The organism is Tsukamurella asaccharolytica (genome assembly GCF_007858435.1).
GTDB classification, from domain to species: Bacteria; Actinomycetota; Actinomycetes; order Mycobacteriales; family Mycobacteriaceae; genus Tsukamurella; species Tsukamurella asaccharolytica.
This window is the reverse complement of sequence record NZ_VIGW01000006.1, coordinates 145,438-166,033: the sequence shown is the minus strand read 5'-3', so window position 1 is coordinate 166,033 and position 20,596 is coordinate 145,438. Positions and strand designations below refer to the sequence as shown.

Sequence of the window (20,596 nt, the reverse complement as noted above, 5' to 3'; positions counted from 1 at the left end):
CGGGCCGACGGAACGAAGACCGAGCAAAAAAGGATAAGGAGCGACAGCAATGAGTGATACGAAGGACAACGACCTGTCCGGCCTCGCCGAGACGCCGGCCGAGGCCGCCGCGGAGGCGAAGGAGGCCGAACTGGAGGCCCGCGAGGCCGTCGGTTCCGACTTCGACGATGACGACGACGCCGTGATCGAGGAGGAAGAGGGCATCGAGTAGGACCCGCTCGCGGGTGACCCGGTGAACCGACCCCCTAGACCAGGGTGTCGCGGAAGAGCTGGATGACGTCGTCGAGGGCCCGGCGGGTGGGCTGGCCGGGCTCGTCGATGAGGTGCTCGGTGAGGACCGAGTGGGGCGGGGTCACGGCGTCCGGGTTGGCGTCGGCCTTGTCGAGCTCGACGGCGATGAAGCCGTCGCCGAGGCGCTCGCGCAGGAAGTCGAAGCGCTCGCCGGGCACCATGACGTCGCCCCGGAAACGCAGGCCCATGACCTTGAGGCCCTGCTTCGCGCATCGCCCCGCGACGGTGTCGAGGTCCTGCGGGGAGATGTCGATGGTGCGGCCGGTGCCGGGGAGGGGCCGGAACGGCAGCGACGGCTGGCTGAGCACCGGGGCGAGCATCACGTCGTCGACGGCCATGCCGAGCGCGAAGCCGCCGGTGAAGCACATGCCGACCGCGCCGACGCCCTTGCCGCCGCAGCGCTCGTGCTCCTGGCGGGCAAGGGCGCGCAGCCAGATCACTACGGGCGAGGACTTTCCCGTGGCGAGGATGGTGAACTCGCGGCTCACGCACAGGTGCGCGGCGAGCGTGGCCATGCTCTTCGCGGTGCTCGCGTAGCCGATGGCCTTCGGGTTGGCGGCGTCCAGGCCGGGCGTGCCGAACAGGTGCGGCAGCACGGCGGTGAAACCGGCGTCGACGACTTTCCGGGCGAAGTCGAGGACCTTCGGGGTGATGCCGGGGATCTCGGCGATGACGATGACCGCCGGGCCCGATCCCTTCCGGTACACGTCGTGGGTCACGTCGGCGTCGGTGAACGACTCCTTCGTGAAGTCGGTGAGGTTGGCGGCGGCCTCCGCTGTCAGATCCACCGCACCATCGTGCCCGAAAGTCAGATCAACCGCTGCGCAACGGCGTTCTGCGCGGCGGCCCGATCGTCGGCCGCGACGGGACCCTTCCGTCACACCGCCGCGCGCGGAAGGGTCGGCCGGGCCGGGGCGTAGACGGCGCCGGCGACGGCCCGGGCGACCGCCTTCGCCACGTCGCGCACACCGGCCTCGTCGCGCCAGACGACGATGCGGCCACCGTCGACCTCGAAGGTGCCCCGCACCCGGAACTGGACCCGCAGCGGGCCGTAGACGAGGGCGGTGACCCGCTCGGTGACCGCCCCCGCGCGGCCGATCTGCTCTGATGTCAGCAGGACCGCCTGCATCGCGACGCGGGTGCGCGCGTGCCAGCGGAAGTGCCGCGCGATCGCGGCCCGTCCGCGCAGCGGCCGCCCGCCCGTCCGCCGGTAGACGACCTTCTTCGCCAGCAGGTGCTCGGCGATGTCATAGTCACCGCTGCCCAGGGCGTCGACGAAGCGCTCCGCGACGTCCTGCGGCGACCACAACGGGGCGTTGTTCACGGTATCGATGGTGCCGATGGGGCGTGGACTCCGCGCGAACTGGACATGACGTCACGGCGAAGCTTCGATTTCGCTCCTGAGCGGCCCGTTCGGTAGACTGTGCGGCGACCTTCTCGGCGAGGGCGGCCCCGGCCGCCGTGATCGACGCGAACGGCACTTCTCCCGCGGAATCCGTGTGGCGCGGTGCGGACCGCCTCGGCAACGCCGGGGCCGCACCACCGCACCTGAAGGAGTCTCATGTCCGAGACCAACAAGCTCGTCGCCACCGTCCGCACCGAGTTCGGCAAGGGCGCCGCCCGCCGCGCCCGCCGCGACGGCCTCGTGCCCGTCGTCCTCTACGGCCACGGCACCGATCCGCAGCATTTCACGGTCGTCGCCCGCGACTTCGCCGCCATCCTGCGTAAGGACGGCACCAACGCCGTCCTGCACCTGGACATCGACGGCAAGGAGCAGCTCGCGCTGACCAAGCAGGTCGTCGTGCACCCGCTGCGCAACTACATCGAGCACACCGACCTTCTGGTCATCAAGAAGGGCGAGAAGGTCACCGTGTCGGTGCCCGTCATCGTCGAGGGTGACCCCGCGCCCGGCACCCAGATCGCCCAGGATCTCAACGAGGTCGAGATCGAGGCGGACGCGCTGAACATCCCCGAGAACATCGTGGTGAACGTGCACAACTTCGAGATCGGCACCCAGGTCACCGCCGGCGAGCTCACGGTTCCCGCCGGTGTCGAGGTGCTCACCGACGCCGAGGCGCTCATCGTCAACATCACCGAGGTCCTCGCCGCGGACGTCGAGTCCGAGGCCGACCCGGACACGGAGGAGACCGAGGGCGAGTCCGAGGGTGACAAGGCCGACGAGTCCGAGTCCGAGTAGTTCGATGACCGACCGGCCACTGATCGTCGTGGGGCTGGGTAACCCCGGCGAGAAGTACGCCGGGACCCGGCACAACATCGGCTTCGACGTGGTCGACGAGCTCGCATCGCGCGCCCGCACCTCCTTCTCCCGGCACAAGAAGTCGGGGGCGGAGGTCGCGGGCGCGCGGCTCGTCGGCCGCCAGGTCCACCTGGCGAAGCCGCAGTCCTTCATGAACCTGTCCGGCCAGCCCGTCGCAGCGCTGGCCCGGTTCTACTCGGTGGAACCCACCGACGTGATCGCCGTGCACGACGAACTGGACATCGACTTCGGCCTGGTCCGGCTCAAGCGCGGCGGCGGGGAGGGCGGGCACAACGGCCTGCGCTCGCTCACCCAGCACCTGGGCACCAAGGACTACCTGCGGGTGCGCGCGGGGATCGGCCGCCCACCGGGCCGCCAGGACCCCGCGGACTACGTGCTCAAGCCCTTCGCCAAGACGGAGAAGCCCGAGGTGCCGCTGCTGGTCACGAACGCGGCGGACGCCGTCGAGCTGTTGATCCGCGACGGCCTCGAGGCGGCGCAGAACACGGTGCACGCCTGGTGATCACCTTCCGACGGGTCACGCGCGAGGACTTCCCCCTCCTCGCGGCGTGGCTCGCCGAGCCGCACAACCAGCGATGGTGGCACCACGAGACCTCCCCCGAAGCGATCGAACGCGACTTCGGGCCATCGGTCGACGGGGCCGAGCCCTCACTCGACTTCCTCGCGCTGGGCGCCGGGAGCGGAGCGAGCGGACCCGATCAGCTGGGCGCCGGGAGCGGAGCGAGCGGGCCCGATCAGCTGGGCGCCGGTGCCGGGGTCCCCTTCGGGCTGATCCAGCGGCAGCGCTGGATCGACTACGCGGACGAGGCCGAGACCGAGGCGGTCGCCTCCGTCGTCGACCTCGGGCCGGCGGATTACGGCATCGACTACCTGATCGGTTCACTGTCGGAGACCGGGCGGGGCCTGGGGACGGCGATGATCGCGTCGATGTGCTCGGTGATCTTCTCCGAGCTCGGCGGCGAGCGCGTCGTGGTCGCCGTCGCGGCGGGCAACCGCCGCTCCTGGCGCGCGCTGGAGCGCGCCGGCTTCGTCCTCGTCGGCCACGTGGACGTCCCGCCCGACAACCCCGTCGACCCGCCGGAGCACGTGGTGTACGCGCTTTCGCGCCCCGCCTGACCACGACACGATCTACCTGCGGATACGGGTACACTGGCTCCCCGTGAGTTCCATAGCCGACGAGGTTTCCCGCCGCCGCACCTTCGCCATCATCAGCCACCCCGACGCGGGCAAGTCGACGATGACGGAGGCCCTGGCGCTGCACGCCCGGGTGATCAACGAGGCCGGCGCGATCCACGGCAAGGCCGGCCGCAAGTCGACGGTCTCCGACTGGATGGAGATGGAGAAGGCGCGCGGCATCTCCGTCAGCTCGACGGCGCTGCAGTTCAATTACACCTCCTCCACTGCCGCCGAGGACGACGAGCCGACGGTGATCAACCTCGTCGACACCCCCGGCCACGCCGACTTCTCCGAGGACACCTACCGGGTGCTCACGGCGGTCGACGCGGCCGTGATGCTCATCGACGCCGCGAAGGGCCTGGAGCCGCAGACGCTCAAGCTCTTCCAGGTCTGCCGGCACCGCGGTATCCCCGTGATCACCGTCATCAACAAGTGGGACCGGCCCGGCCGCACGCCGCTGGAGCTGCTCGACGAGATCTCCGAGCGCATCGGCCTGACGCCCACTCCCCTGTTCTGGCCCGTCGGGATCGCGGGCGACTTCCGCGGCCTGCGCGACGTGCGCAAGGACGAGTACGTGCACTTCACCCGCACGGCCGGTGGCGCGAAGATCGCTCCCGAGGAACATCTTTCGACCGACGCCGCGCTCGACCGCGAGGGCGACGTGTGGGCCGAAGCGGTCGAGGAGACGGAGCTGATGACCGAGATGGGGCAGGGCCACGACCAGGAGCTGTTCCTGGCGGGCCAGACCTCGCCGGTGATTTTCACCTCGGCGATCCTCAATTTCGGTGTGCGGCAGCTGCTCGAGGCCCTCGTCGAGCTGGCGCCCGCGCCGCACTCGCGCACCGCGATCGACGACTCCGAGCGCGAGGTGACCGATCCGTTCAGCGCCGTGGTCTTCAAGGTGCAGGCGGGTATGGACGCCGCGCACCGGGATCGCCTGGCCTTCATGCGGATCGTCTCCGGCGAGTTCGAGCGCGGCATGGTGGTCCAGCACGCGCAGACCGGCAAGCCCTTCGCGACCAAGTACGCGATGACCGTGGTCGGTCGCGACCGCGAGACCGTCGAGACCGCCTACCCCGGCGACGTTGTGGGTCTGGTCAACGCCAACGCGCTCGCCCCCGGCGACACCCTGTACGACGGCGCGACCGTCCAGTTCCCGCCGATCCCCTCGTTCGCGCCGGAGCACTTCGCGGTGGTCCGCGCGGACTCGGCGGGCAAGTACAAGCAGTTCCGCAAGGGTATCGAGCAGCTCGGCACCGAGGGCGTGGTCCAGTTGCTGCGCAACGACGTCCGCGGCGACGCCTCCCCTGTGATGGCCGCCGTGGGCCCGATGCAGTTCGAGGTGGTGGTCGCCCGCATGAAGACGGAGTTCAACGTCGACGTGCAGGTCGAGCACCTGGGCTACTCGGTCGCGCGGCGCACCGACGCCGCCAGCGCGGACGAGCTCAACCGGCAGCGCGGCGTCGAGGTCTTCGAGCGCAACGACGGCGCGCTGCTGGCCCTGTTCTCGGACAAGTGGCGGCTGCAGTACATCGCGAAGGAGCACCCGTCGCTCACGCTCGAGCCCCTGGTCGCCGCGGCCGACTGAGTGCGTCGCGAGCGCCACAGAGCTACCAGGTCGGCCGACTCGGCGCTCAGACGCGGGCGCGCTGGGGCACCTCGCGGGCGAGGAGCAGGGCGACGACCCCGAGCAGGGTACCGGTGATCCTGCGCTGCCACTCCGCCCACGACGGGCGTCGCGCGATGAGCGCCGCCACCGTGCCCGCGGCGACCACGATCGCGCCGTTGACCAGCATCGACACCGTGATCTGCGCGCCGCCGAGGAGTAGGCCCTGCGCCGCGGTGTACCCGCGCCCGGGGTCGATGAACTGCGGGATCAGCGCGAGGTACATGATCGCCGCCTTGGGATTGAGCAGGTTGGTGAGCAGGCCCATGCGGAAGAGCTTCCCAGCGGAATCACGCGGCAAGCCGGCGGTCTCGAACAGTCCGCGGCCACCGGGGCGCAACGCCTGCCAGGCGAGGTAGCCGAGGTACAGCGCACCCGCGGCCTTGAAGCCCACGAACAGCCACGGCACCGCCACGAAGACCACGGCGAGCCCGACATTGGCGACGACGAGGTAGACGACGAATCCCACCCCGGTGCCGGCCAGCGAGATCAGTCCCGCTGCGCGGCCCTGGCTGATGCTGCGCGAGACGAGGTAGATCATGTTCGGCCCGGGCGTGAGCACCATCGCCAACGCCGTCACCACCATTCCCGCCACCGCGGTCCACGAAACGATCATGGACTCGATCCTGGCGGCGTGGCGGCGCCGGGTACACAGCCAGTCGAGGGTGACTGGCGTGCTCGCGACGGCCCGTGGCGGCGCGACGAGGGCCGCGTGCCGACAGCGCTGGTACCGGAGGGCCCGGTCACCGTCGAACCCGATCCGAGCGCGCCCGGCTGCGGCTGACCCGCTTCGCCTCTCCCTAGCGGGACGTGCAGCGCCCTCGCGTGTCGTGCACTCCCTACGTCCATGGACAGGGGGAGGTGGCCGCCCCTATAGGGGCGCCACGAGCGCAGCGGGCGCCACGAGCGCAGCGAGTGCTGCGAGCGCGGGAGGCGAGGATCAGGGGGCGAGGAGGGCCTCGATCTCGCGCTCGTCGACGTCGTCCATCGACGCGGGCGAGAACTTCGGGTCGCGGGTCTTGTCGATGAGGACCGCGCGGATGCCCTCGACGAAGTCGGGGCGACGGAGGAGGCGGGCGCCCACGACGGACTCCGCGGCGAGGCACTGGGCGAGCGTGCGGCTGCGGGACTCCTGAATGAGGCCGAAGGTGACGAAGACCGAGGTGGGGCAGGCCGTGGACAGCTGCTCGCGGGCGGTGTCCGCCCAGGCGCCGGACGTCGCGGCGAGGCCGGCGAGGATCTCGGTGACCGAGTCCCGGCCGAAGACGTCGGCGATCGCCTCGATCGGCAGCGTCGACGCGGGGGCCCGATCGCCGAAGCGGGCGAGGACGCCGTCCAGCTCGTCGCCCGCGAGGAGGGCGGCCGTGACGTCCGGCATGGCCGACGACGGCACGAAGTGCGTCGCGAGCCCGACGGCCAGCGCGTCGCCGGCGCCGACGCGCGCGGCCGTCATCCCCATGTATTCGCCGAAGCCCTGCGGCAGGCGGCCGAGGATGTACGTGGCGCCCACATCGGGAAGGAAGCCGATCGCGACCTCGGGCATGGCGATGAGGGCCTTCTCCGAGACGACCCGGTGCGAGCCGTGGATCGAGACGCCCACGCCGCCGCCCATGTCCACGCCGTCGATGAGGGCGATCACGGGCTTGGGGAACTCCGCGAGGCGCAGGTTCATCGCGTATTCGTCGCGGAAGAACGGGGTGAAGTCCTCCCCCGCCACCACCTGGTCGCGGATGGCGCGGACGTCGCCGCCGGCGCAGTACGCCTTGGGCGACGACGAGGTGAGGAGGACCCGCGTCACGGCGTCGTCGGTCTCCCACTCCCGTAGGGCCGCATCGATCGCGTGCACCATGTCCGTGGTCAGCGCGTTGAGCGCCTTCGGACGGTTCAGCTCGATGTGGCCGGTGCCCCCGGCCACGGTGGTGACGATCTCGGCGTCGCTCACAGACCACTCCTCCAAACGATTGGTCGCACATCCAACTAAATCAGTATGGCAGGCGCCCGCGTAACCTGGACGCGCGATGGCGAATCTTCTCGGCGCGGACGCGCTGCACCTCGAGTACCCGACCAAGACGGTCTTCGATTCGGTGTCCCTCGGCGTGGGCGAGGGCGACCGGATCGGCATCGTCGGCCGTAACGGCGACGGCAAGTCAAGCCTACTCGGCCTGCTGGCCGGCACCCGCGAGCCCGATTCGGGCCGCGTGACCCGACGGGGCGGCGTCCGGGTGGGCGTGCTCACCCAGACCGACCTCTTCGACGACGAGGACACGGTCGGGCACGCGGTCGTCGGCGACACCCCCGAGCACGTCTGGGCGGGCGACCCGATGGTGCGCGACATCCTCGCCGGCCTGCTCACCGACCTGCCCTGGGACGCCCGGCTCGGCGAGCTCTCCGGCGGGCAGCGGCGGCGCGTGCAGTTGGCGCAGCTCCTCGCCGGCGAACACGACGTGCTCATCCTGGACGAGCCCACCAACCACCTCGACGTCGAGGCCATCGAGTGGCTCGCCGGCCACCTCAAGACCCGCTGGCCCGCCAACCAGGGCGGCCTGCTCATGGTGACCCACGACCGGTGGATCCTCGACGAGGTCTGCACCGCCACCTGGGAGGTGCACGACCGCATCGTCGAGCCCTTCGAGGGCGGTTACGCCGCGTACATCCTGCAGCGCGTGGAGCGCGACCGGCAGGCCGCGTCGATCGAACAGAAGCGGCAGAACCTCGCGCGCAAGGAGCTGGCCTGGCTGCGCCGCGGCGCCCCCGCCCGCACCAGCAAGCCCAAGTTCCGCATCGACGCGGCGAACGCGCTCATCTCCGACGTCCCCGAGATCCGCGACAAGACCGAGCTGCAGTCGCTCGCCGTCTCGCGACTCGGCAAGGACGTCGTCGACATCCTCGACGTGGGCGTCGCGTACGGCGACAAGCAGGTGCTCAGCGACATCGAATGGCGCATCGCCCCCGGCGAGCGCACGGGCATCCTCGGCGTCAACGGCGCCGGCAAATCGACGCTCCTCGGGCTGATCGACGGGGCCGTGCAGCCGACGACCGGCACCGTCAAGCGCGGCAAGACCGTCAAGGTGCAGACGCTGACGCAGCGGCTCGACGAGCTCGAGCAGCACTGGGACGACCCCGTGCGGGTGGTGCTGGCGAACCTCGCCACCAGCTTCACCGTGGGCAGCGGGTCCAAGGCGCAGGACCTGACCCCGTCGCAGCTGCTGGAGCGGCTGGGCTTCGCGAGCGCGCAGCTCTCGACGCCGGTCAAGGACCTCTCCGGCGGGCAGAAGCGGCGGCTGCAGCTGCTTCTCATCCTGCTGGACTCGCCGAACGTGTTGATCCTCGACGAGCCGACCAACGACCTGGACACCGACATGCTGGCCGCGATGGAGGACCTGCTCGACTCGTGGCCCGGCACGCTCATCGTGGTCAGCCACGACCGCTACTTCCTCGAGCGCGTCACCGACCAGCAGTACGCCATCCTGGACCGGCGCCTGCGGCACCTGCCGGGCGGCGTCGACGAGTACCTCGCCCTGCGGCGCGCCCAGCACGGCGCGGGAACCGGTTCCGCCCGTGCGGATTCGACGGTGACCGGCGGCGGCGAGGCCGGACTCAGCGGCGCGGAGCTGCGCGCGGCGCAGAAGGAGGTCACGGCCGTCGAGCGCCGGATGACCAAGCTGACGGAGCAGGTCGAGAAGGCGAAGCTCGCCCTGGCTGAGCACGACCAGGGCGACTACGCCGGCCTCGCGGAGGAGATGAAGAAGATCGCCGCGCTGGAGGACGAACTGGCCGAGCAGGAGCTGCGCTGGTTGGAGCTCTCGGAGGCGCTGGAGTAGGCGCCCGCTAGGGCACGACGGTGGCGCCGGGCACCGGGCCGGAGGCCACGCGCACCGTCCGGCAGACGCCGGCGCCGGCGAGTTCGGTGCCCACGTCGACGGCGTCGTCGGCGCTCGCGCAGAGGAAGGCGCAGGTGGGGCCGCTCCCGGAGACGATGCCGGCCAGCGCCCCCGCCTCGATGCCGGCCCGCAGCGTGCGCCGCAGGCCGGGCTGCAGCGAGAGCGCGGCAGCCTGCAGGTCGTTCGCGAGCAGCGGCGCCAGGCGGTGGGGATCGCCGGAGGCCACGGCGGCGAGCAGCGCGTCCGGGCTGCCGGCGCGCGGCGGGTCGCCGACCTCGCGGAGCCGGTCGAGCTCGCGATACACCGCGGGGGTACTGAGCCCCTCGCGCGCGAGCGCCAGGGTCCAGTGGAACTCACCGCGGGCGAGCGCGGGGATCAGCCGCTCGCCTCGGCCGGTGCCGAGCGCGGTGTGGCCGTGGAGCGAGAACGGGACGTCGGAGCCGAGCGTCGCGGCCACCTCGTCGAGCTCGTCGCGGCCGACGTCGAGGCCCCAGAGGGTGGCGGCGCCGAGCAGCGCGGCGGCCGCGTCCGCGGAGCCGCCCGCCATGCCGCCGGCCACGGGGATGCCCTTCGCGATGTCGATCTGCAGGTACGGGTCCCTGCCGTACCGCTCCGCGAGCGCGGCCACGGCCCGCGCGGCCAAGTTCGTGGCATCGGTCGGCACGTCGCGCACGCCCTCGCCGGTCACCCGCACCGTCAACGCATCGGACGGCGTGAGGGTCACGTCGTCGTGCAGCGAGAGCGCCTGGAAGACCGTGACCAGCTCGTGGAAGCCGTCGGGCCGGAGGTCACCCACCCCGAGGTGAAGGTTCACCTTGGCGGGCGCCCGCACGGTCAGGGAGGTCGGAACCACGGAAAGCACGCGGTCCAGACTACGGTGCCGGGGCCGCAGGACGGGTGGCGGCGAGCGTCGCGAACTGCTCGACGGACAGCTTCTCCCCCCGCTCGCGGGGATCGATACCGGCCGCCACCAGGAGTTCCTCCGCAGCGGCGGGCGATCCCGCCCAGCGCGCGAGAGCGGCGCGCAGGGTCTTGCGGCGCTGCGCGAAGGCGGCGTCGACGGCGGCCCACAGGCGGTCACGGTCCACGTCGGGCCGGCCGTCGGGGCCGTGCAGGTCGATCCGCACCAGGCCGGACTCGACGTTGGGCTCGGGCCAGAAGACGGCCCGCCCGACGGTGCCGGCCTTGCGTACCCGCCCGTAGTAGGCCGCCTTGACCGACGGGACGCCGTAGACGCGCGAGCCCGGGGCCGCGGCGAGCCGGTCGGCCACCTCGAGCTGCACCATCACCAGCACGGTGCGCAGCGTCGGGACCTCGGCGAGCAGGTGCAGCAACACCGGCACCGAGACGTTGTACGGGAGGTTCGCGACGAGCACCGTCGGGGATCCCGCGACGGACACCTGCGCACCGGAGACCGTGAGCGCGTCCTCGCCGATCACGGTGAGGTTCTCGGCGAGCTCGGGCGCGCGCTCGGCCACCGTCTTCGGAAGTTGTTCCGCGAGAACGGGATCGATCTCGATGGCCGTGACGGATGCGGCGACGTCGAGCAGCGCGAGCGTGAGCGAGCCTAGGCCCGGGCCGACCTCGAGCGCGATGTCGTCGGGACGCACGTCGGCCGCGGCGACGATCTTGCGGACCGTGTTCGGATCGTGCACGAAGTTCTGCCCCAGCGTCTTCGTGGGACGAACGGACAACTGCCCGGCCAGCGCGCGGATCTCCGCGGGGCCGAGCAGTCGTGCCTGATTCTTGAATTCGGCGCCGGTCACAGGAGGTGACTCTACTGCGACTACTCCGAGTTGCCGGAGAGCCCGAGGCGCGCCGAGCAGGACGGCCACGCGCCCCAGCCCTGCGCCTTGAGCGTCTTGCGGGCGATCTCGATCTGCTCCTCGCGGGTCGCGAGGTCGGCGCGCGGGGCGTACTTGCCGCCGCCGTGGCGCAGCCAGGTGCCGTAGTCGAACTGGACGCCGCCGTAGAAGCCGTTGCCCGTGTTGATCGACCAGTTGCCGGTGGACTCGCACATCACGAGCCGATCCCAGACGGAGCCCGGAGCGACGTACGGCGCGCCCGGAGCGGTGCCGACCGCGGTGACGCCGGCGACGCCCGGGTCGATGACCTTGGCGCCGACCTTCTCGCGGGAGACGACCTTGCCGTCCACCACGTTCTCGCGGTACTGGACCTCCTGCGTACCCGGCTTGCCCGGGTCGGTGACCTGGGTCTTGCCGTTGGTCAGCTTCGGGTCGTCGACCTTCTTCGGCGGAGCGGTGTACGGCTCGGTGACCGTGACGGTGGACGTCCGGTTCCGGCTGACCGCGATGGTCATGCCGGGGGTGACGGGGGTGTTGGCACTCGGCTTGACGGAGTCCTGCTGGATCAGCGGGGTGCCCAGCTTCGCGAGGTACTCGCCGACGGTGCGGCCGGCTGCGGTGGCGGCGACCCTGCCGCCCGCGTCGACCACGGTGGTCGCGATCGGCGTGACCACCGAAACCGCGGCGCCGTCGAGCGGGACCTGCGCGTCGAGCGGGACGGAGACGAAGTTCCGCGCGTCGCCGAGGCCGGCCGAGGCGAGCGCGGCGCCCATCGTCAGGTCGGTGGTCTTGACGGTGCGGACCGTGCCGTTGACGTTGACCGCGACGTCGCGGGCGTGCTGCACGGTGATGGGCTGGCCGGGCTTGACGGACTCGCCGAGTCCGGGGCTCACCCGGTCGGCGGCGTCGGCCTCGACACCGGCGGAGCCGAGGATCGACTTCACCGAGCGGCTCATCGTGGAGACCTCGTGGGTCTGCCCGTCGACGGTGACGGTGAAGTCCTGGTACAGCGCCGCGGCGGTGCCGCCGGTGGCCATGAGGGCGACCAGCATGGCGCCAGTGACGGCGCGAACGGGGGTGTTCTCGAGCTTGGCAGACAGGCCCGTGAGAACGCCGGAGCTGCCGTCGTCGTCCTTGGCCTGCGCAGCGGGGGCCTCGTCGGCGTCGCCCTGCGGGTGCTCCGCGGCGTACTGCTGCTCCGCGGCGAGGGCCAGGCCCTCGGCCTCCGCGACGGCGTCGTCGCCGTAGACCTCGGCCTCGAGGTCGATGATCTCGCGGTCCGCCTCGGGGTCGAGCGGAGTGCCGGGGAACCGGGCGAAGACCTGGGTCACGTCGAACTCGGCGGTCCGCTCCCCGGTGGCGCCGAAGGCACCCGCGCGCGGATGCGTGGTGTTCTGATCCACCGTGGTGGTGGTGTCGTCTGCGTCGAGCTCAGGCACTGGTGACTATCCCTACGGAGGCTGCGATGGACTGCCGGTCGGGCGACGTTTCGGTCGCCGTTGCATCACAGTACGGTAACGGAGAAGTGGGTGGCGTGCCAGTTTCCGTTCATTTCGCTGCAGAGAATGTGGCGCCGAACACACGGTCGGCCGTCGTCGTGGTGGCGGCGGCGAGCTCCTCCGCCGCGACTCCGCGCAGGTCAGCGAGGTATCGGGCGGTGTAGGGGATGCAGTACGACTCGTTGGGGGTACCGCGGTACGGATGGGGCGTGAGGAACGGCGCGTCGGTCTCGACGAGCAGTTGACTGTCCGGAACGAGACGCGCCGCCTCCTGCAGTTCGGTGGCGTTGGTGAACGTGACGGTGCCCGAGAAGCTCAGCACGTAGCCGCGGTCCACGCACTCGCGTGCCATCGCCGCGTCGCCGGAGAAGCAGTGGAAGATCACCGTCTCCGGGGCGCCGAACCGCTCGAGATCCTGCAGGATGTCGGCGTCCGCCTCGCGGTTGTGGATCATCAGCGGCTTGCCGAGCCGCTTTGCCAGGTCGATGTGCCATTCGAAGGCGGCGTGCTGCTGCGCCGGCGTCGCCACGTCCTCCCGCTTGCCGAGCCAGTACCAGTCCAGACCCGTCTCCCCGATCGCCACGCAGCGCGGGTCGGCGGCCAGGCGCTCGAGCTCCGCCGGCGCACCGTCGGTCTCGAGCTGGTGCGCGTCGGTCGGGTGCAGGGCCACGGCGGCGAAGACCCGGTCGTCCCAGCGGCTGGCCTCGATGACGAACCGCGCCTGGTCCAGATCGCAGGCGACGGTGACCACGCGGTCGACGCCGACGGACGCCGAGCGGTCGACCAGCTCCCGCACGGCCTCGGGCGTGCGGGCGCGGCAGCCGTCGAGATGCGTGTGCGCGTCGACGAGGCCGGGCAGCGGCGCGGGCAGCGGAGGCGGCGGCTTCTTCTTCCCCATGATCTCCATTGTCCCGGTGCCGCCGCGCGCCCTGCGCCCGGGACCGTGCTTAATACTTCGTTAAGCAGCCGCGAAGACGCACCTGGTGTACTCGTGCGGTGTCCGACCGAGGAGAACGCATGAAGAAGTCCGTCCAGGCCTGTGCCGTCGTCGCCGGCGTCGCCGTACTCGCGGCCTGCAACACCACCGGCGGGGAGCCCGTCGCCGCGTCCTCGTCGGGGGCGCCCGCCGCGTCGTCGCCGGCGTCGACCCGCGCCTCCGCCGGCCCGACGGTGCCGGTCCCCGCCGGCCTGGACTTCGGCGCCTACCCGTCGCGGGCCCGCACGATCACGACCTCCGAGAACCGGTCGTGGGTCGTCGAGGGCAACCGGATGGGCGATGAGGCGCTGATCCAGGCGAACGAGGTCGACCCGCGCCTGATCATCGGCGGCGCGGGCCTACGCTCCTTCCCCGTGCTCGACGGCGACGGCCTCCGTAGCCGCGTGCCCGACGCGACCGCCACCGCCTTCCACGAGAACACCATGCGCGTGGGTATGACCACCACCCGCGGCGATGCCCTCGACAAGCCCACCGTCGCGGTACGCATCGGCCTCTACCGCTTCGACTCCCCCGAGGCCGCGAAGAAGGCCGTCGACGCGATCCGCACCGCCACGGCGTCCGCGCGCAAGGTCCGCGTCACGGCCGACGGTGCGCCCGACGTGGTCGCGACCGAGTTCAAGCCCGGCACCGTCGACGCCTACGTCGCGCAAGGCGCGTTCGTCGTGAACGTCAGCGGCACCGGCCCGACCACCGACCAGGGCGCGCAGTTCGTGACCAAGGCCTACGGCCTGGAACTGCCGAAGCTCAAGGCCTTCACCCCGACCCCCGTCGACCGGATTCGCACGCTCGACCTCGACCGGGACGGCATCCTTTCGCGGACCCTCCCGGCGGCGGGCGAGCTGGATCCGACCGCCCAGGAGAACTGGTACACCTGGAATGGTCAGTTGCACCGGATCCAGGACATCACCAAGACCGAGACCTATCTCGCCGCGGGCATCGACCTGATCGGCAACACGGGGAGCGGCAGCGTCGTCTACCGCACGCGCGACGCGGCGGCCGCGACCACGATGGTGCAGACGATCGCGGGCAAGAACCCCGCCGTCGCCGGAATTCCCCAGCTGCCCTCGGTGAAGTGCATGACCGGCGGCGACCTCACGTACTGCTGGATCCCCGTCGGGCGCTACGTCGCCTCGGTCTACGACACCAACGCCGCCCTCGCGCGGCAGAAGGCCGCCGCCCAGTTCTCGATCCTCGCGACCACGCCGTAGCCCCGCCGCGGCTACTCGGCCTCGGGCTCGACGTACCGCGGGAAGACGCCCTGCGGTTTGGGCAGCGCGGTGCCCGCGGCGAGGCGGGTGCCGACGGCCTCGAAGGTGCGCCGGTCCTTGGGCTGCTCCAGCAGGGTGAGCAGCTCCTCCGCCGACTCCGGCATCACGGGCTGCAGGAGCAGCGCCACCTGGCGGACCACCTCGGCGGTCGTGTAGAGCACCGTGCCCATGCGCTCGGGGTCGGTCGACTTGAGCTTCCACGGCTCCTGCGCCGAGAAGTACCGGTTGGTCTCCGCGAGCACCTCCCAGATCGCCTCGAGGTAGAGGTGCAGCGCCTGGTCGCCGACGTGCCGGCGGGACGTCGCCAGCAGGCCGTCGGCCCGGGCGAGGAGGGCCTCGTCGGCGGGCGTGAACGGGCCCGGCGTGGGGACCGTGCCCGCGCAGTTCTTGTTGATCATCGACAGCGACCGCTGCGCGAGATTGCCGAGCTCGTTCGCGAGGTCGGCGTTGATCCGCCCGACGATGGCCTCGTGGCTGTAGCTGCCGTCCTGGCCGAAGCTGACCTCGCGGAGCAGGAAGAAGCGCAGCGCGTCGAGGCCGTACTCGGCGATGAGGGCATGCGGGTCGACGACGTTGCCGACCGACTTGCTCATCTTCTCGCCCTTGTTGAACAGGAAGCCGTGGGCGAAGACGCGCTCGGGCAGCTCGATCCCGGCGCTCATCAGGAACGCGGGCCAGTAGACGGCATGGAAGCGGATGATGTCCTTGCCGATGATCTGCAGCTTCGGCGGCCAGAACGTCCGGAACTGCTCCGAGTCCGTATCGGGGTAGCCGGCGCCGGTGAGGTAGTTGGTCAGCGCGTCGACCCAGACGTACATGACGTGGTCCGGGTCGCCCGGCACGGGCACGCCCCAGTCGAAGGTGTCGCGGCTGATCGACAGGTCCTTGAGGCCGCCCTTGATGAAGCTGACGATCTCGTTGCGGCGCGTCGCGGGCTCGAGGTAACCGCCCTCGCGGTCCAGCAGCGCGAGCAGCCGGTCCTGGTAGGCCGACAGCTTGAAGAAGTAGGACGCCTCCTCGGTCCACTCGACCTCGGTGCCGGTGTCGGTGGAGACGCGGGTGCCGTCCTCGGTGACGGTGGTCTCGTCCTCGGAGTAGTACGCCTCGTCGCGCACGGAGTACCAGCCCGAGTACTTGCCCAGGTAGATGTCGCCGGCGTCGACCATCTTCTGCCAGATGGCCTTCGACGCCTCGTAATGGTCGGCGTCGGTGGTGCGGATGAACCGGTCGAAGGTCGAGCCGACGGCGCGCTGCAGCGCCTCGAAGGCGGCGGCGTTGCGGTCGGCGAGGGCCTTGGTCTCGATGCCCTCCTTGGCTGCGGTCTGCTGCATCTTCAGGCCGTGCTCGTCGGTGCCGGTGAGGAAGAAGACCTCGTAACCGTCGAGTCGCTGGAACCGCGCGATCACGTCGGTGGCGATGTACTCGTAGGCATGCCCGATGTGGGGTACGCCGTTCGGGTAGGCGATCGCCGTGGTGATGTAGAAAGCCTTGTCTGCAGCCATGGTGGGCCCAGCTTATCGGTGCCGGCCCGGGAGGATCGGGTGCCGTTGCCGTAGAGCTATACAGAAAGTGAATACCACCAGTTCGCGTCGGTGGCTACGTTCTCAACCAGCAGTTATTCAGTTTCTGTATGACCTCGGCGGCGACACCTGCCGACTCCCGCAGTCGGCGCCGGGATCGCGACGCTCGTCAGCCCGCGAGTACGGACGGCGGCACCGCGTCCAGCGCGAGGACCGCGCCGGACTCGTCAAGGCGGAAGCGGGCGATGGCGCGGCCGTAGCGGACGTAGACGACGTCGTAGTCCACGCCGATGACCTCGGTGTCGACGGTCGGCAGCGCGGTCGCGGTACCCGCGTACTCGCCGTCCGCGTAGAACCGGACCTGGCTGCGCTCGCCGTGGGCGACGTGCACCCAGGCCAGCCGCCCGCCGAGGGCCGTGCCGCCGTCGATCACCGGGTTCATCGTTGCTCCTCCGTCGTTCGGGTGGCTGGCGGATCGGGTGGGTGGGAGAGATCCGCCGGCCGAGACCCACTCTTCCGGCCCGGCCCGTCCGGGCACATCCGGTGAATCCCCCATTCCTCCCCGAGATCGCCCGGCGCGACCGGCGTCGGGCCGGGACGGGGCCGTGACAGGATGACGCAGTGCAACCGGTCGACATGCTGCGGGCGCTCCGCGAGCGCGGCCACCGGCCCGCGGCGCTGCTCGGCACGTGGGGCGGCTTCCGCGCGGTGGTCGCGCCGTCGCCGCGGCTGGCCCCCGGCGTCGCGCCCGACGGTGCGCCGTGGCTGGGCGTCGTCGGCTACCCGGACACGACCGGCGAGCCCCGCCTCGTCCCGGAGATCCTCGGCGGGGACCCCGGGCCGCTGCTCCTGTTGGACCACGACGGCCACTGGGCCTGCACCGACCCGGCGTTCCCCGTCCCCGACCTCGCGCCCGCCCCGCGGTCGTGGGCCGCCACCTGGACCCCGCCCGACCGGGCCGACCACCGCGCCGCCGTGCTCGCCTGCCAGGACGCGATCCGCGCGGGCGACGTCTACCAGGTGAACGTGTGCACCCGGTTCGACGGCGCCCTCACCGGCGACCCGCTGGACCTGTTCGCCGACATCGCCGCCGCCACCCGGCCGGCGAAGGCCGCCTACCTCGAGGGCGACTGGGGCGCGATCGCCTCCTTCTCCCCCGAGACCTTCCTCACCGAGCGCGACGGTGCGCTCACGGAGCGGCCCATCAAGGGCACGCTGCCACTGACCCGGCCGCCGGAGGACCTGCGCGCGAGCGTCAAGGACGTCGCGGAGAACGTGATGATCGTCGACCTGGTACGCAACGACCTCAGCCGTGTCGCCGCGACCGGCACCGTCCGGACGCCGGAGCTGCTGCGGGTCGAGCCCGCGCCCGGCGTCTGGCACCTGGTCTCGACGGTGACCGCGACGCAGCGGCCCGGCACCACCCGGGCCGAGCTGCTGGACGCGACCTTCCCGCCCGCGTCGGTCACGGGCACGCCGAAGCTCTCCGCCCGCGAGCGCATCACCGCGTGGGAGCGGCACACCCGCGGCACCTATTGCGGCGCGATCGGCATCGACCACCCGCTGACGGGCCTGGACCTGAGCGTCGCGATCCGCACCGTCGAGGCGCGGGGCGGTGCGCTGCGGCTCGGTGTGGGCGGCGGCATCACCATCGACTCCGAGCCCGACGCGGAGTGGCGCGAGTGCCTGGACAAAGCCGCGTCGATCGTGGGCTACCGGGCGGCGAGCGCCGCCTCGTAGAGCTCCCGCTTGGACGCGCCGGTCTCCGCGGCGACGGCGGCGCAGGCGTCCTTGAGTCGCTCCCCCGCGTCGACGCGGCGCAGCACCGCGGCGATGTGGTCCTCCGGGTTCGCGGAGACCGGCGCGGCGCCCTCGACCACGACGGTGATCTCGCCGCGGACCCCGTCGGCGGCCCACGCCGCGAGCTCGCCCAGCGTGCCGCGACGGACCTCCTCGTAGGTCTTGGTCAGCTCGCGACACACCGCGGCGCGACGCCCGGTTCCGAGGACCTCCGCGGCGTCGGCGAGGGTCTCCGCGAGGCGGTGCGGCGACTCGAAGAAGACCGCCGCGCGACGCTCCGCGACCAGATCGGTGAGCCACGACCGGCGGGCACCGGACTTGCGCGGGGCGAACCCGTCGAACAGGAACCGCTCGACGGGCAGCCCGGACAGGGCCAGCGCCGTGGTGACGGCCGACGGGCCCGGCAGGCAGGTGACCCGGTGCCCCGCCTCGACGACCGCCGCGACCAGGCGATATCCGGGGTCGGAGACCGACGGCATGCCGGCGTCGGTGATGAGCAGGACGGTCTCGCCGGCGTCGAGCGCGGCCAGCAGTTGCGGGATGCGTCCGGCCTCGTTGTGGTCGTAGAAGCTGAGGATCCGCCCGCGCGGTTCGACGTCGAGCGAGGCGGCCAGGGACCGGGCCCGGCGGGTGTCCTCGGCGGCGATGACGTCGGCGGAGCCGAGCGCCGCGACGAGCCGCGCGGTGGCGTCACCCGGGTTGCCCATCGGCACCCCTGCGACGATCAGTGCCCCACGTGCGTCCTCTGATCCCACGGCACACACCCTACGATGGGTCGGGTGACGGCTGTGGCGATGCCCGAGGGGCGTAGCGAGGACCGCGAGATGGTGAGCCCGGGCCCGCGGCTCCCGCCCGCGGTGTTCGGCGCCACCGACCGCGCCTTCGGCTGGACCGTGACGCTCGTGCTGACCGCGGTCGCGGCGGCCACCCGGTTCTTCAACCTGGGCTACCCCAGCAACACCGGCTTCATCGGCAGCACGCCCGTGCAGACGCCGGTCTTCGACGAGAAGCACTACGCACCGCAGGGCTGGCAGGTGCTCTCGGGCGGGCAGTGGATCGAGGACAACCCCGGCTTCGGGCTCATCGTCCACCCGCCGGTGGGCAAGTGGATGATCGCGATCGGCGAGTGGCTGTTCGGGTACAGCCCACTGGGTTGGCGGTTCATGTCGGCCGTGTGCGGAACGCTGCTGGTCTTCCTGGTGATCCGCGCCGCCCGGCGGCTGGCGCGGTCCACCCTGATCGGCGGGCTGGCCGGCCTGTTCCTCATCTGCGACGGCCTGACGATGGTCTCCTCGCGCGTGGCGCTGCTCGACATCTTCCTCGTCGTCTTCGGTTTCGCGGCGTTCGCGATGATCCTCGTCGACCGCGACCAGATGCGGGAGCGGCTGCACCGCGCCGCCCTCGAGGGGCGCATCACCGACTCGCTGTACGGGCCGCGGCTGGGCTTTCGCTGGTGGCGTTTCTCCGCCGCGATCATGCTGGGGCTGGCGTGCGGGGTGAAGTGGTCGGGCGTCTACTTCCTCATCGGCGTGTTGGCGCTGTCGCTGGCCTTCGACGTGGCGAACCGCCGCCAGTACGGCGTGCCACGGCCGTGGCGGGGCGTGCTGCTCCGCGACCTCATCCCGTCGGGGATGTCGCTCGGCGTGGTGCCGGTCCTGGTGTACCTCGGCACCTTCTGGCCGTGGTTCTCCTCGGAGACCTCGGTCTACCGGTACGCGGTGGGCAACCAGATCGGCGACGGCGGGCCGTTCGCGTGGGTGCCCGCGGCGCTGCGGTCCCTGTTCTACTACGAGTCCGCGATCCTCGACTTCCACGACGGGCTGACCAACTCGGCCGGCAACCACCACCCGTGGGAGTCGAAGCCGTGGACCTGGCCGATGGGCCTGCGGCCGATGCTCTACCACTACACCGCGGACCAGTCCGGCGGCATGTGCGGCGACGGGCCGTGCGTGCGCGCGGTGATGGCGGTGGGCACACCCTCGCTCGCGTGGCTCGCCGTGCCCGTGGTGCTGTGGGCCCTGTGGAAGATGGTCGTGAAGCGGGACTGGGCCTACGCCGCGCCCGTGACCATGTACTTCGCCACCTACCTGCCGTGGTTCCTCAACCTGGACCGGCAGATGTACTACTTCTACGCACTCACCCTGATGCCCTTCCTGTGCATCATGATCGCGCTGATCTGCCGCGAGGTCCTGGGCCTCGACGGCCGTGCGCGCTACTTCGGCTTCGAGCGGCTGCAGCTCGGCCGCTGGCTGGTGGTGCTCTACGCGACGATCGTGGTGCTCAACTTCGCCTGGCTGTGGCCGATCCTCACCGCCACGCCCATCCCGATGTGGTGGTGGCGCCTGGAGCTCTGGCTGCCGAGCTGGCAGTAGGCCACCGCCACCGCCGGGGCGGCGAGGGGAGCACTACTCGCGT

General features: G+C 71.4%; 20 protein-coding genes. 9 read left to right on the top strand and 11 right to left on the bottom strand.

The window, feature by feature from the left end; all coding sequences use genetic code 11:
• Positions 1-49: 49 nt before the first annotated feature.
• Positions 50-211 (top strand): hypothetical protein, encoded by a 162-nt coding sequence (locus FK529_RS20050; protein WP_158635116.1) that lies wholly within the window; start codon positions 50-52, stop codon positions 209-211.
• A 34-nt stretch (positions 212-245) separates the two neighbouring features.
• On the opposite strand, the gene FK529_RS13275 is transcribed toward FK529_RS20050, so the two are convergent.
• Both FK529_RS13275 and FK529_RS13270 read right to left on the bottom strand, forming a co-directional pair.
• Positions 246-1,079, bottom strand: a complete 834-nt coding sequence (locus tag FK529_RS13275) for a dienelactone hydrolase family protein (protein ID WP_438947199.1) — start codon at positions 1,077-1,079, stop codon at positions 246-248.
• 89 nt (positions 1,080-1,168) lie between these two features.
• The gene (locus FK529_RS13270; protein WP_158635115.1) at positions 1,169-1,615 is read right to left on the bottom strand and encodes a limonene-1,2-epoxide hydrolase family protein; all 447 of its coding nucleotides are present in this window, start codon (positions 1,613-1,615) and stop codon (positions 1,169-1,171) included.
• Positions 1,616-1,852: 237 nt separating this feature from the next.
• On the opposite strand from FK529_RS13270, the gene FK529_RS13265 reads away from it, so the two are divergent.
• The 4 genes from FK529_RS13265 to FK529_RS13250 are packed head-to-tail and all read left to right on the top strand — an operon-like array spanning position 1,853 to position 5,333.
• The gene (locus FK529_RS13265; protein ID WP_146561871.1) at positions 1,853-2,488 is read left to right on the top strand and encodes a 50S ribosomal protein L25/general stress protein Ctc; all 636 of its coding nucleotides are present in this window, start codon (positions 1,853-1,855) and stop codon (positions 2,486-2,488) included.
• A 4-nt stretch (positions 2,489-2,492) separates the two neighbouring features.
• A complete protein-coding gene (pth, locus tag FK529_RS13260; RefSeq protein ID WP_146561869.1) occupies positions 2,493-3,071 on the top strand; it encodes an aminoacyl-tRNA hydrolase in 579 nt (192 codons plus the stop codon).
• Entirely contained in the window at positions 3,068-3,685 is a 618-nt protein-coding gene (locus tag FK529_RS13255; RefSeq protein WP_146561867.1) for a GNAT family N-acetyltransferase, read from the top strand. The genes pth and FK529_RS13255 overlap by 4 nt, the downstream gene beginning before the upstream one ends.
• 43 nt (positions 3,686-3,728) lie before the next feature.
• Positions 3,729-5,333 carry a peptide chain release factor 3 gene (locus FK529_RS13250; protein WP_146561865.1) on the top strand — a complete coding sequence of 535 codons (1,605 nt, stop codon included), beginning with the start codon at positions 3,729-3,731 and terminating at the stop codon, positions 5,331-5,333.
• Positions 5,334-5,379: 46 nt separating this feature from the next.
• Here FK529_RS13250 and FK529_RS13245 read toward each other — a convergent pair whose 3' ends face one another.
• Together FK529_RS13245 and FK529_RS13240 are read right to left on the bottom strand one after the other, a co-directional pair.
• Positions 5,380-6,024, bottom strand: a complete 645-nt coding sequence (locus FK529_RS13245) for a LysE family translocator (RefSeq protein WP_146562065.1) — start codon at positions 6,022-6,024, stop codon at positions 5,380-5,382.
• 327 nt (positions 6,025-6,351) lie between these two features.
• Positions 6,352-7,353: an enoyl-CoA hydratase/isomerase family protein gene (locus tag FK529_RS13240; RefSeq protein ID WP_231703069.1), complete on the bottom strand. Its 1,002-nt coding sequence runs from the start codon at positions 7,351-7,353 to the stop codon at positions 6,352-6,354.
• Positions 7,354-7,429: 76 nt separating this feature from the next.
• On the opposite strand from FK529_RS13240, the gene FK529_RS13235 reads away from it, so the two are divergent.
• Positions 7,430-9,232, top strand: coding sequence for an ABC-F family ATP-binding cassette domain-containing protein (locus tag FK529_RS13235; protein WP_146561861.1), 1,803 nt, complete (start codon positions 7,430-7,432; stop codon positions 9,230-9,232).
• Between the two features lie 7 nt (positions 9,233-9,239).
• Here FK529_RS13235 and FK529_RS13230 read toward each other — a convergent pair whose 3' ends face one another.
• The 4 genes from FK529_RS13230 to FK529_RS13215 all read right to left on the bottom strand — a co-directional run bounded on the left by FK529_RS13230 (position 9,240) and on the right by FK529_RS13215 (position 13,494).
• Positions 9,240-10,154 (bottom strand): 4-(cytidine 5'-diphospho)-2-C-methyl-D-erythritol kinase, encoded by a 915-nt coding sequence (locus FK529_RS13230; RefSeq protein ID WP_146561859.1) that lies wholly within the window; start codon positions 10,152-10,154, stop codon positions 9,240-9,242.
• A 10-nt stretch (positions 10,155-10,164) separates the two neighbouring features.
• Positions 10,165-11,058, bottom strand: coding sequence for a 16S rRNA (adenine(1518)-N(6)/adenine(1519)-N(6))-dimethyltransferase RsmA (rsmA, locus tag FK529_RS13225; RefSeq protein ID WP_146561857.1), 894 nt, complete (start codon positions 11,056-11,058; stop codon positions 10,165-10,167).
• Between the two features lie 20 nt (positions 11,059-11,078).
• On the bottom strand, positions 11,079-12,536 hold the full coding sequence (locus FK529_RS20730; RefSeq protein WP_146561855.1) for a resuscitation-promoting factor: 1,458 nt from the start codon (positions 12,534-12,536) through the stop codon (positions 11,079-11,081).
• Positions 12,537-12,645: 109 nt separating this feature from the next.
• A complete protein-coding gene (locus FK529_RS13215; protein WP_146561853.1) occupies positions 12,646-13,494 on the bottom strand; it encodes a TatD family hydrolase in 849 nt (282 codons plus the stop codon).
• A 119-nt stretch (positions 13,495-13,613) separates the two neighbouring features.
• Here FK529_RS13215 and FK529_RS13210 point away from each other — a divergent pair, with 119 nt between their 5' ends.
• Positions 13,614-14,801: a DUF7373 family lipoprotein gene (locus FK529_RS13210; RefSeq protein WP_146561851.1), complete on the top strand. Its 1,188-nt coding sequence runs from the start codon at positions 13,614-13,616 to the stop codon at positions 14,799-14,801.
• An 11-nt stretch (positions 14,802-14,812) separates the two neighbouring features.
• On the opposite strand, the gene metG is transcribed toward FK529_RS13210, so the two are convergent.
• On the bottom strand, positions 14,813-16,363 hold the full coding sequence (gene metG, locus FK529_RS13205) for a methionine--tRNA ligase (RefSeq protein ID WP_146561849.1): 1,551 nt from the start codon (positions 16,361-16,363) through the stop codon (positions 14,813-14,815).
• Between the two features lie 187 nt (positions 16,364-16,550).
• Positions 16,551-16,823: a hypothetical protein gene (locus FK529_RS13200; protein ID WP_146561846.1), complete on the bottom strand. Its 273-nt coding sequence runs from the start codon at positions 16,821-16,823 to the stop codon at positions 16,551-16,553.
• A 179-nt stretch (positions 16,824-17,002) separates the two neighbouring features.
• Here FK529_RS13200 and FK529_RS13195 point away from each other — a divergent pair, with 179 nt between their 5' ends.
• Positions 17,003-18,121, top strand: coding sequence for an aminodeoxychorismate synthase component I (locus tag FK529_RS13195; protein WP_231703068.1), 1,119 nt, complete (start codon positions 17,003-17,005; stop codon positions 18,119-18,121).
• Here FK529_RS13195 and rsmI read toward each other — a convergent pair.
• Entirely contained in the window at positions 18,094-18,936 is an 843-nt protein-coding gene (rsmI, locus tag FK529_RS13190) for a 16S rRNA (cytidine(1402)-2'-O)-methyltransferase (RefSeq protein WP_146561844.1), read from the bottom strand. The genes FK529_RS13195 and rsmI overlap by 28 nt on opposite strands.
• A 15-nt stretch (positions 18,937-18,951) precedes the next feature.
• Here rsmI and FK529_RS13185 point away from each other — a divergent pair, with 15 nt between their 5' ends.
• Entirely contained in the window at positions 18,952-20,553 is a 1,602-nt protein-coding gene (locus tag FK529_RS13185; protein ID WP_193559703.1) for a dolichyl-phosphate-mannose--protein mannosyltransferase, read from the top strand.
• The last annotated feature ends 43 nt before the right edge of the window (positions 20,554-20,596 follow it).

Excerpts from the sequence above, each read along its gene's own strand:
- metG (WP_146561849.1), bottom strand. The coding sequence starts at position 16,363 with ATGGCTGCAGACAAGGCTTTCTACATCACCACGGCGATCGCCTACCCG.
- FK529_RS13200 (WP_146561846.1), bottom strand. The coding sequence starts at position 16,823 with ATGAACCCGGTGATCGACGGCGGCACGGCCCTCGGCGGGCGGCTGGCC.
- FK529_RS13185 (WP_193559703.1), top strand. The coding sequence starts at position 18,952 with ATGGGTCGGGTGACGGCTGTGGCGATGCCCGAGGGGCGTAGCGAGGAC.
- FK529_RS13265 (WP_146561871.1), top strand. The coding sequence starts at position 1,853 with ATGTCCGAGACCAACAAGCTCGTCGCCACCGTCCGCACCGAGTTCGGC.
- FK529_RS13210 (WP_146561851.1), top strand. The coding sequence starts at position 13,614 with ATGAAGAAGTCCGTCCAGGCCTGTGCCGTCGTCGCCGGCGTCGCCGTA.
- FK529_RS13235 (WP_146561861.1), top strand. The coding sequence starts at position 7,430 with ATGGCGAATCTTCTCGGCGCGGACGCGCTGCACCTCGAGTACCCGACC.
- pth (WP_146561869.1), top strand. The coding sequence starts at position 2,493 with ATGACCGACCGGCCACTGATCGTCGTGGGGCTGGGTAACCCCGGCGAG.
- FK529_RS20050 (WP_158635116.1), top strand. The coding sequence starts at position 50 with ATGAGTGATACGAAGGACAACGACCTGTCCGGCCTCGCCGAGACGCCG.
- FK529_RS13215 (WP_146561853.1), bottom strand. The coding sequence starts at position 13,494 with ATGGGGAAGAAGAAGCCGCCGCCTCCGCTGCCCGCGCCGCTGCCCGGC.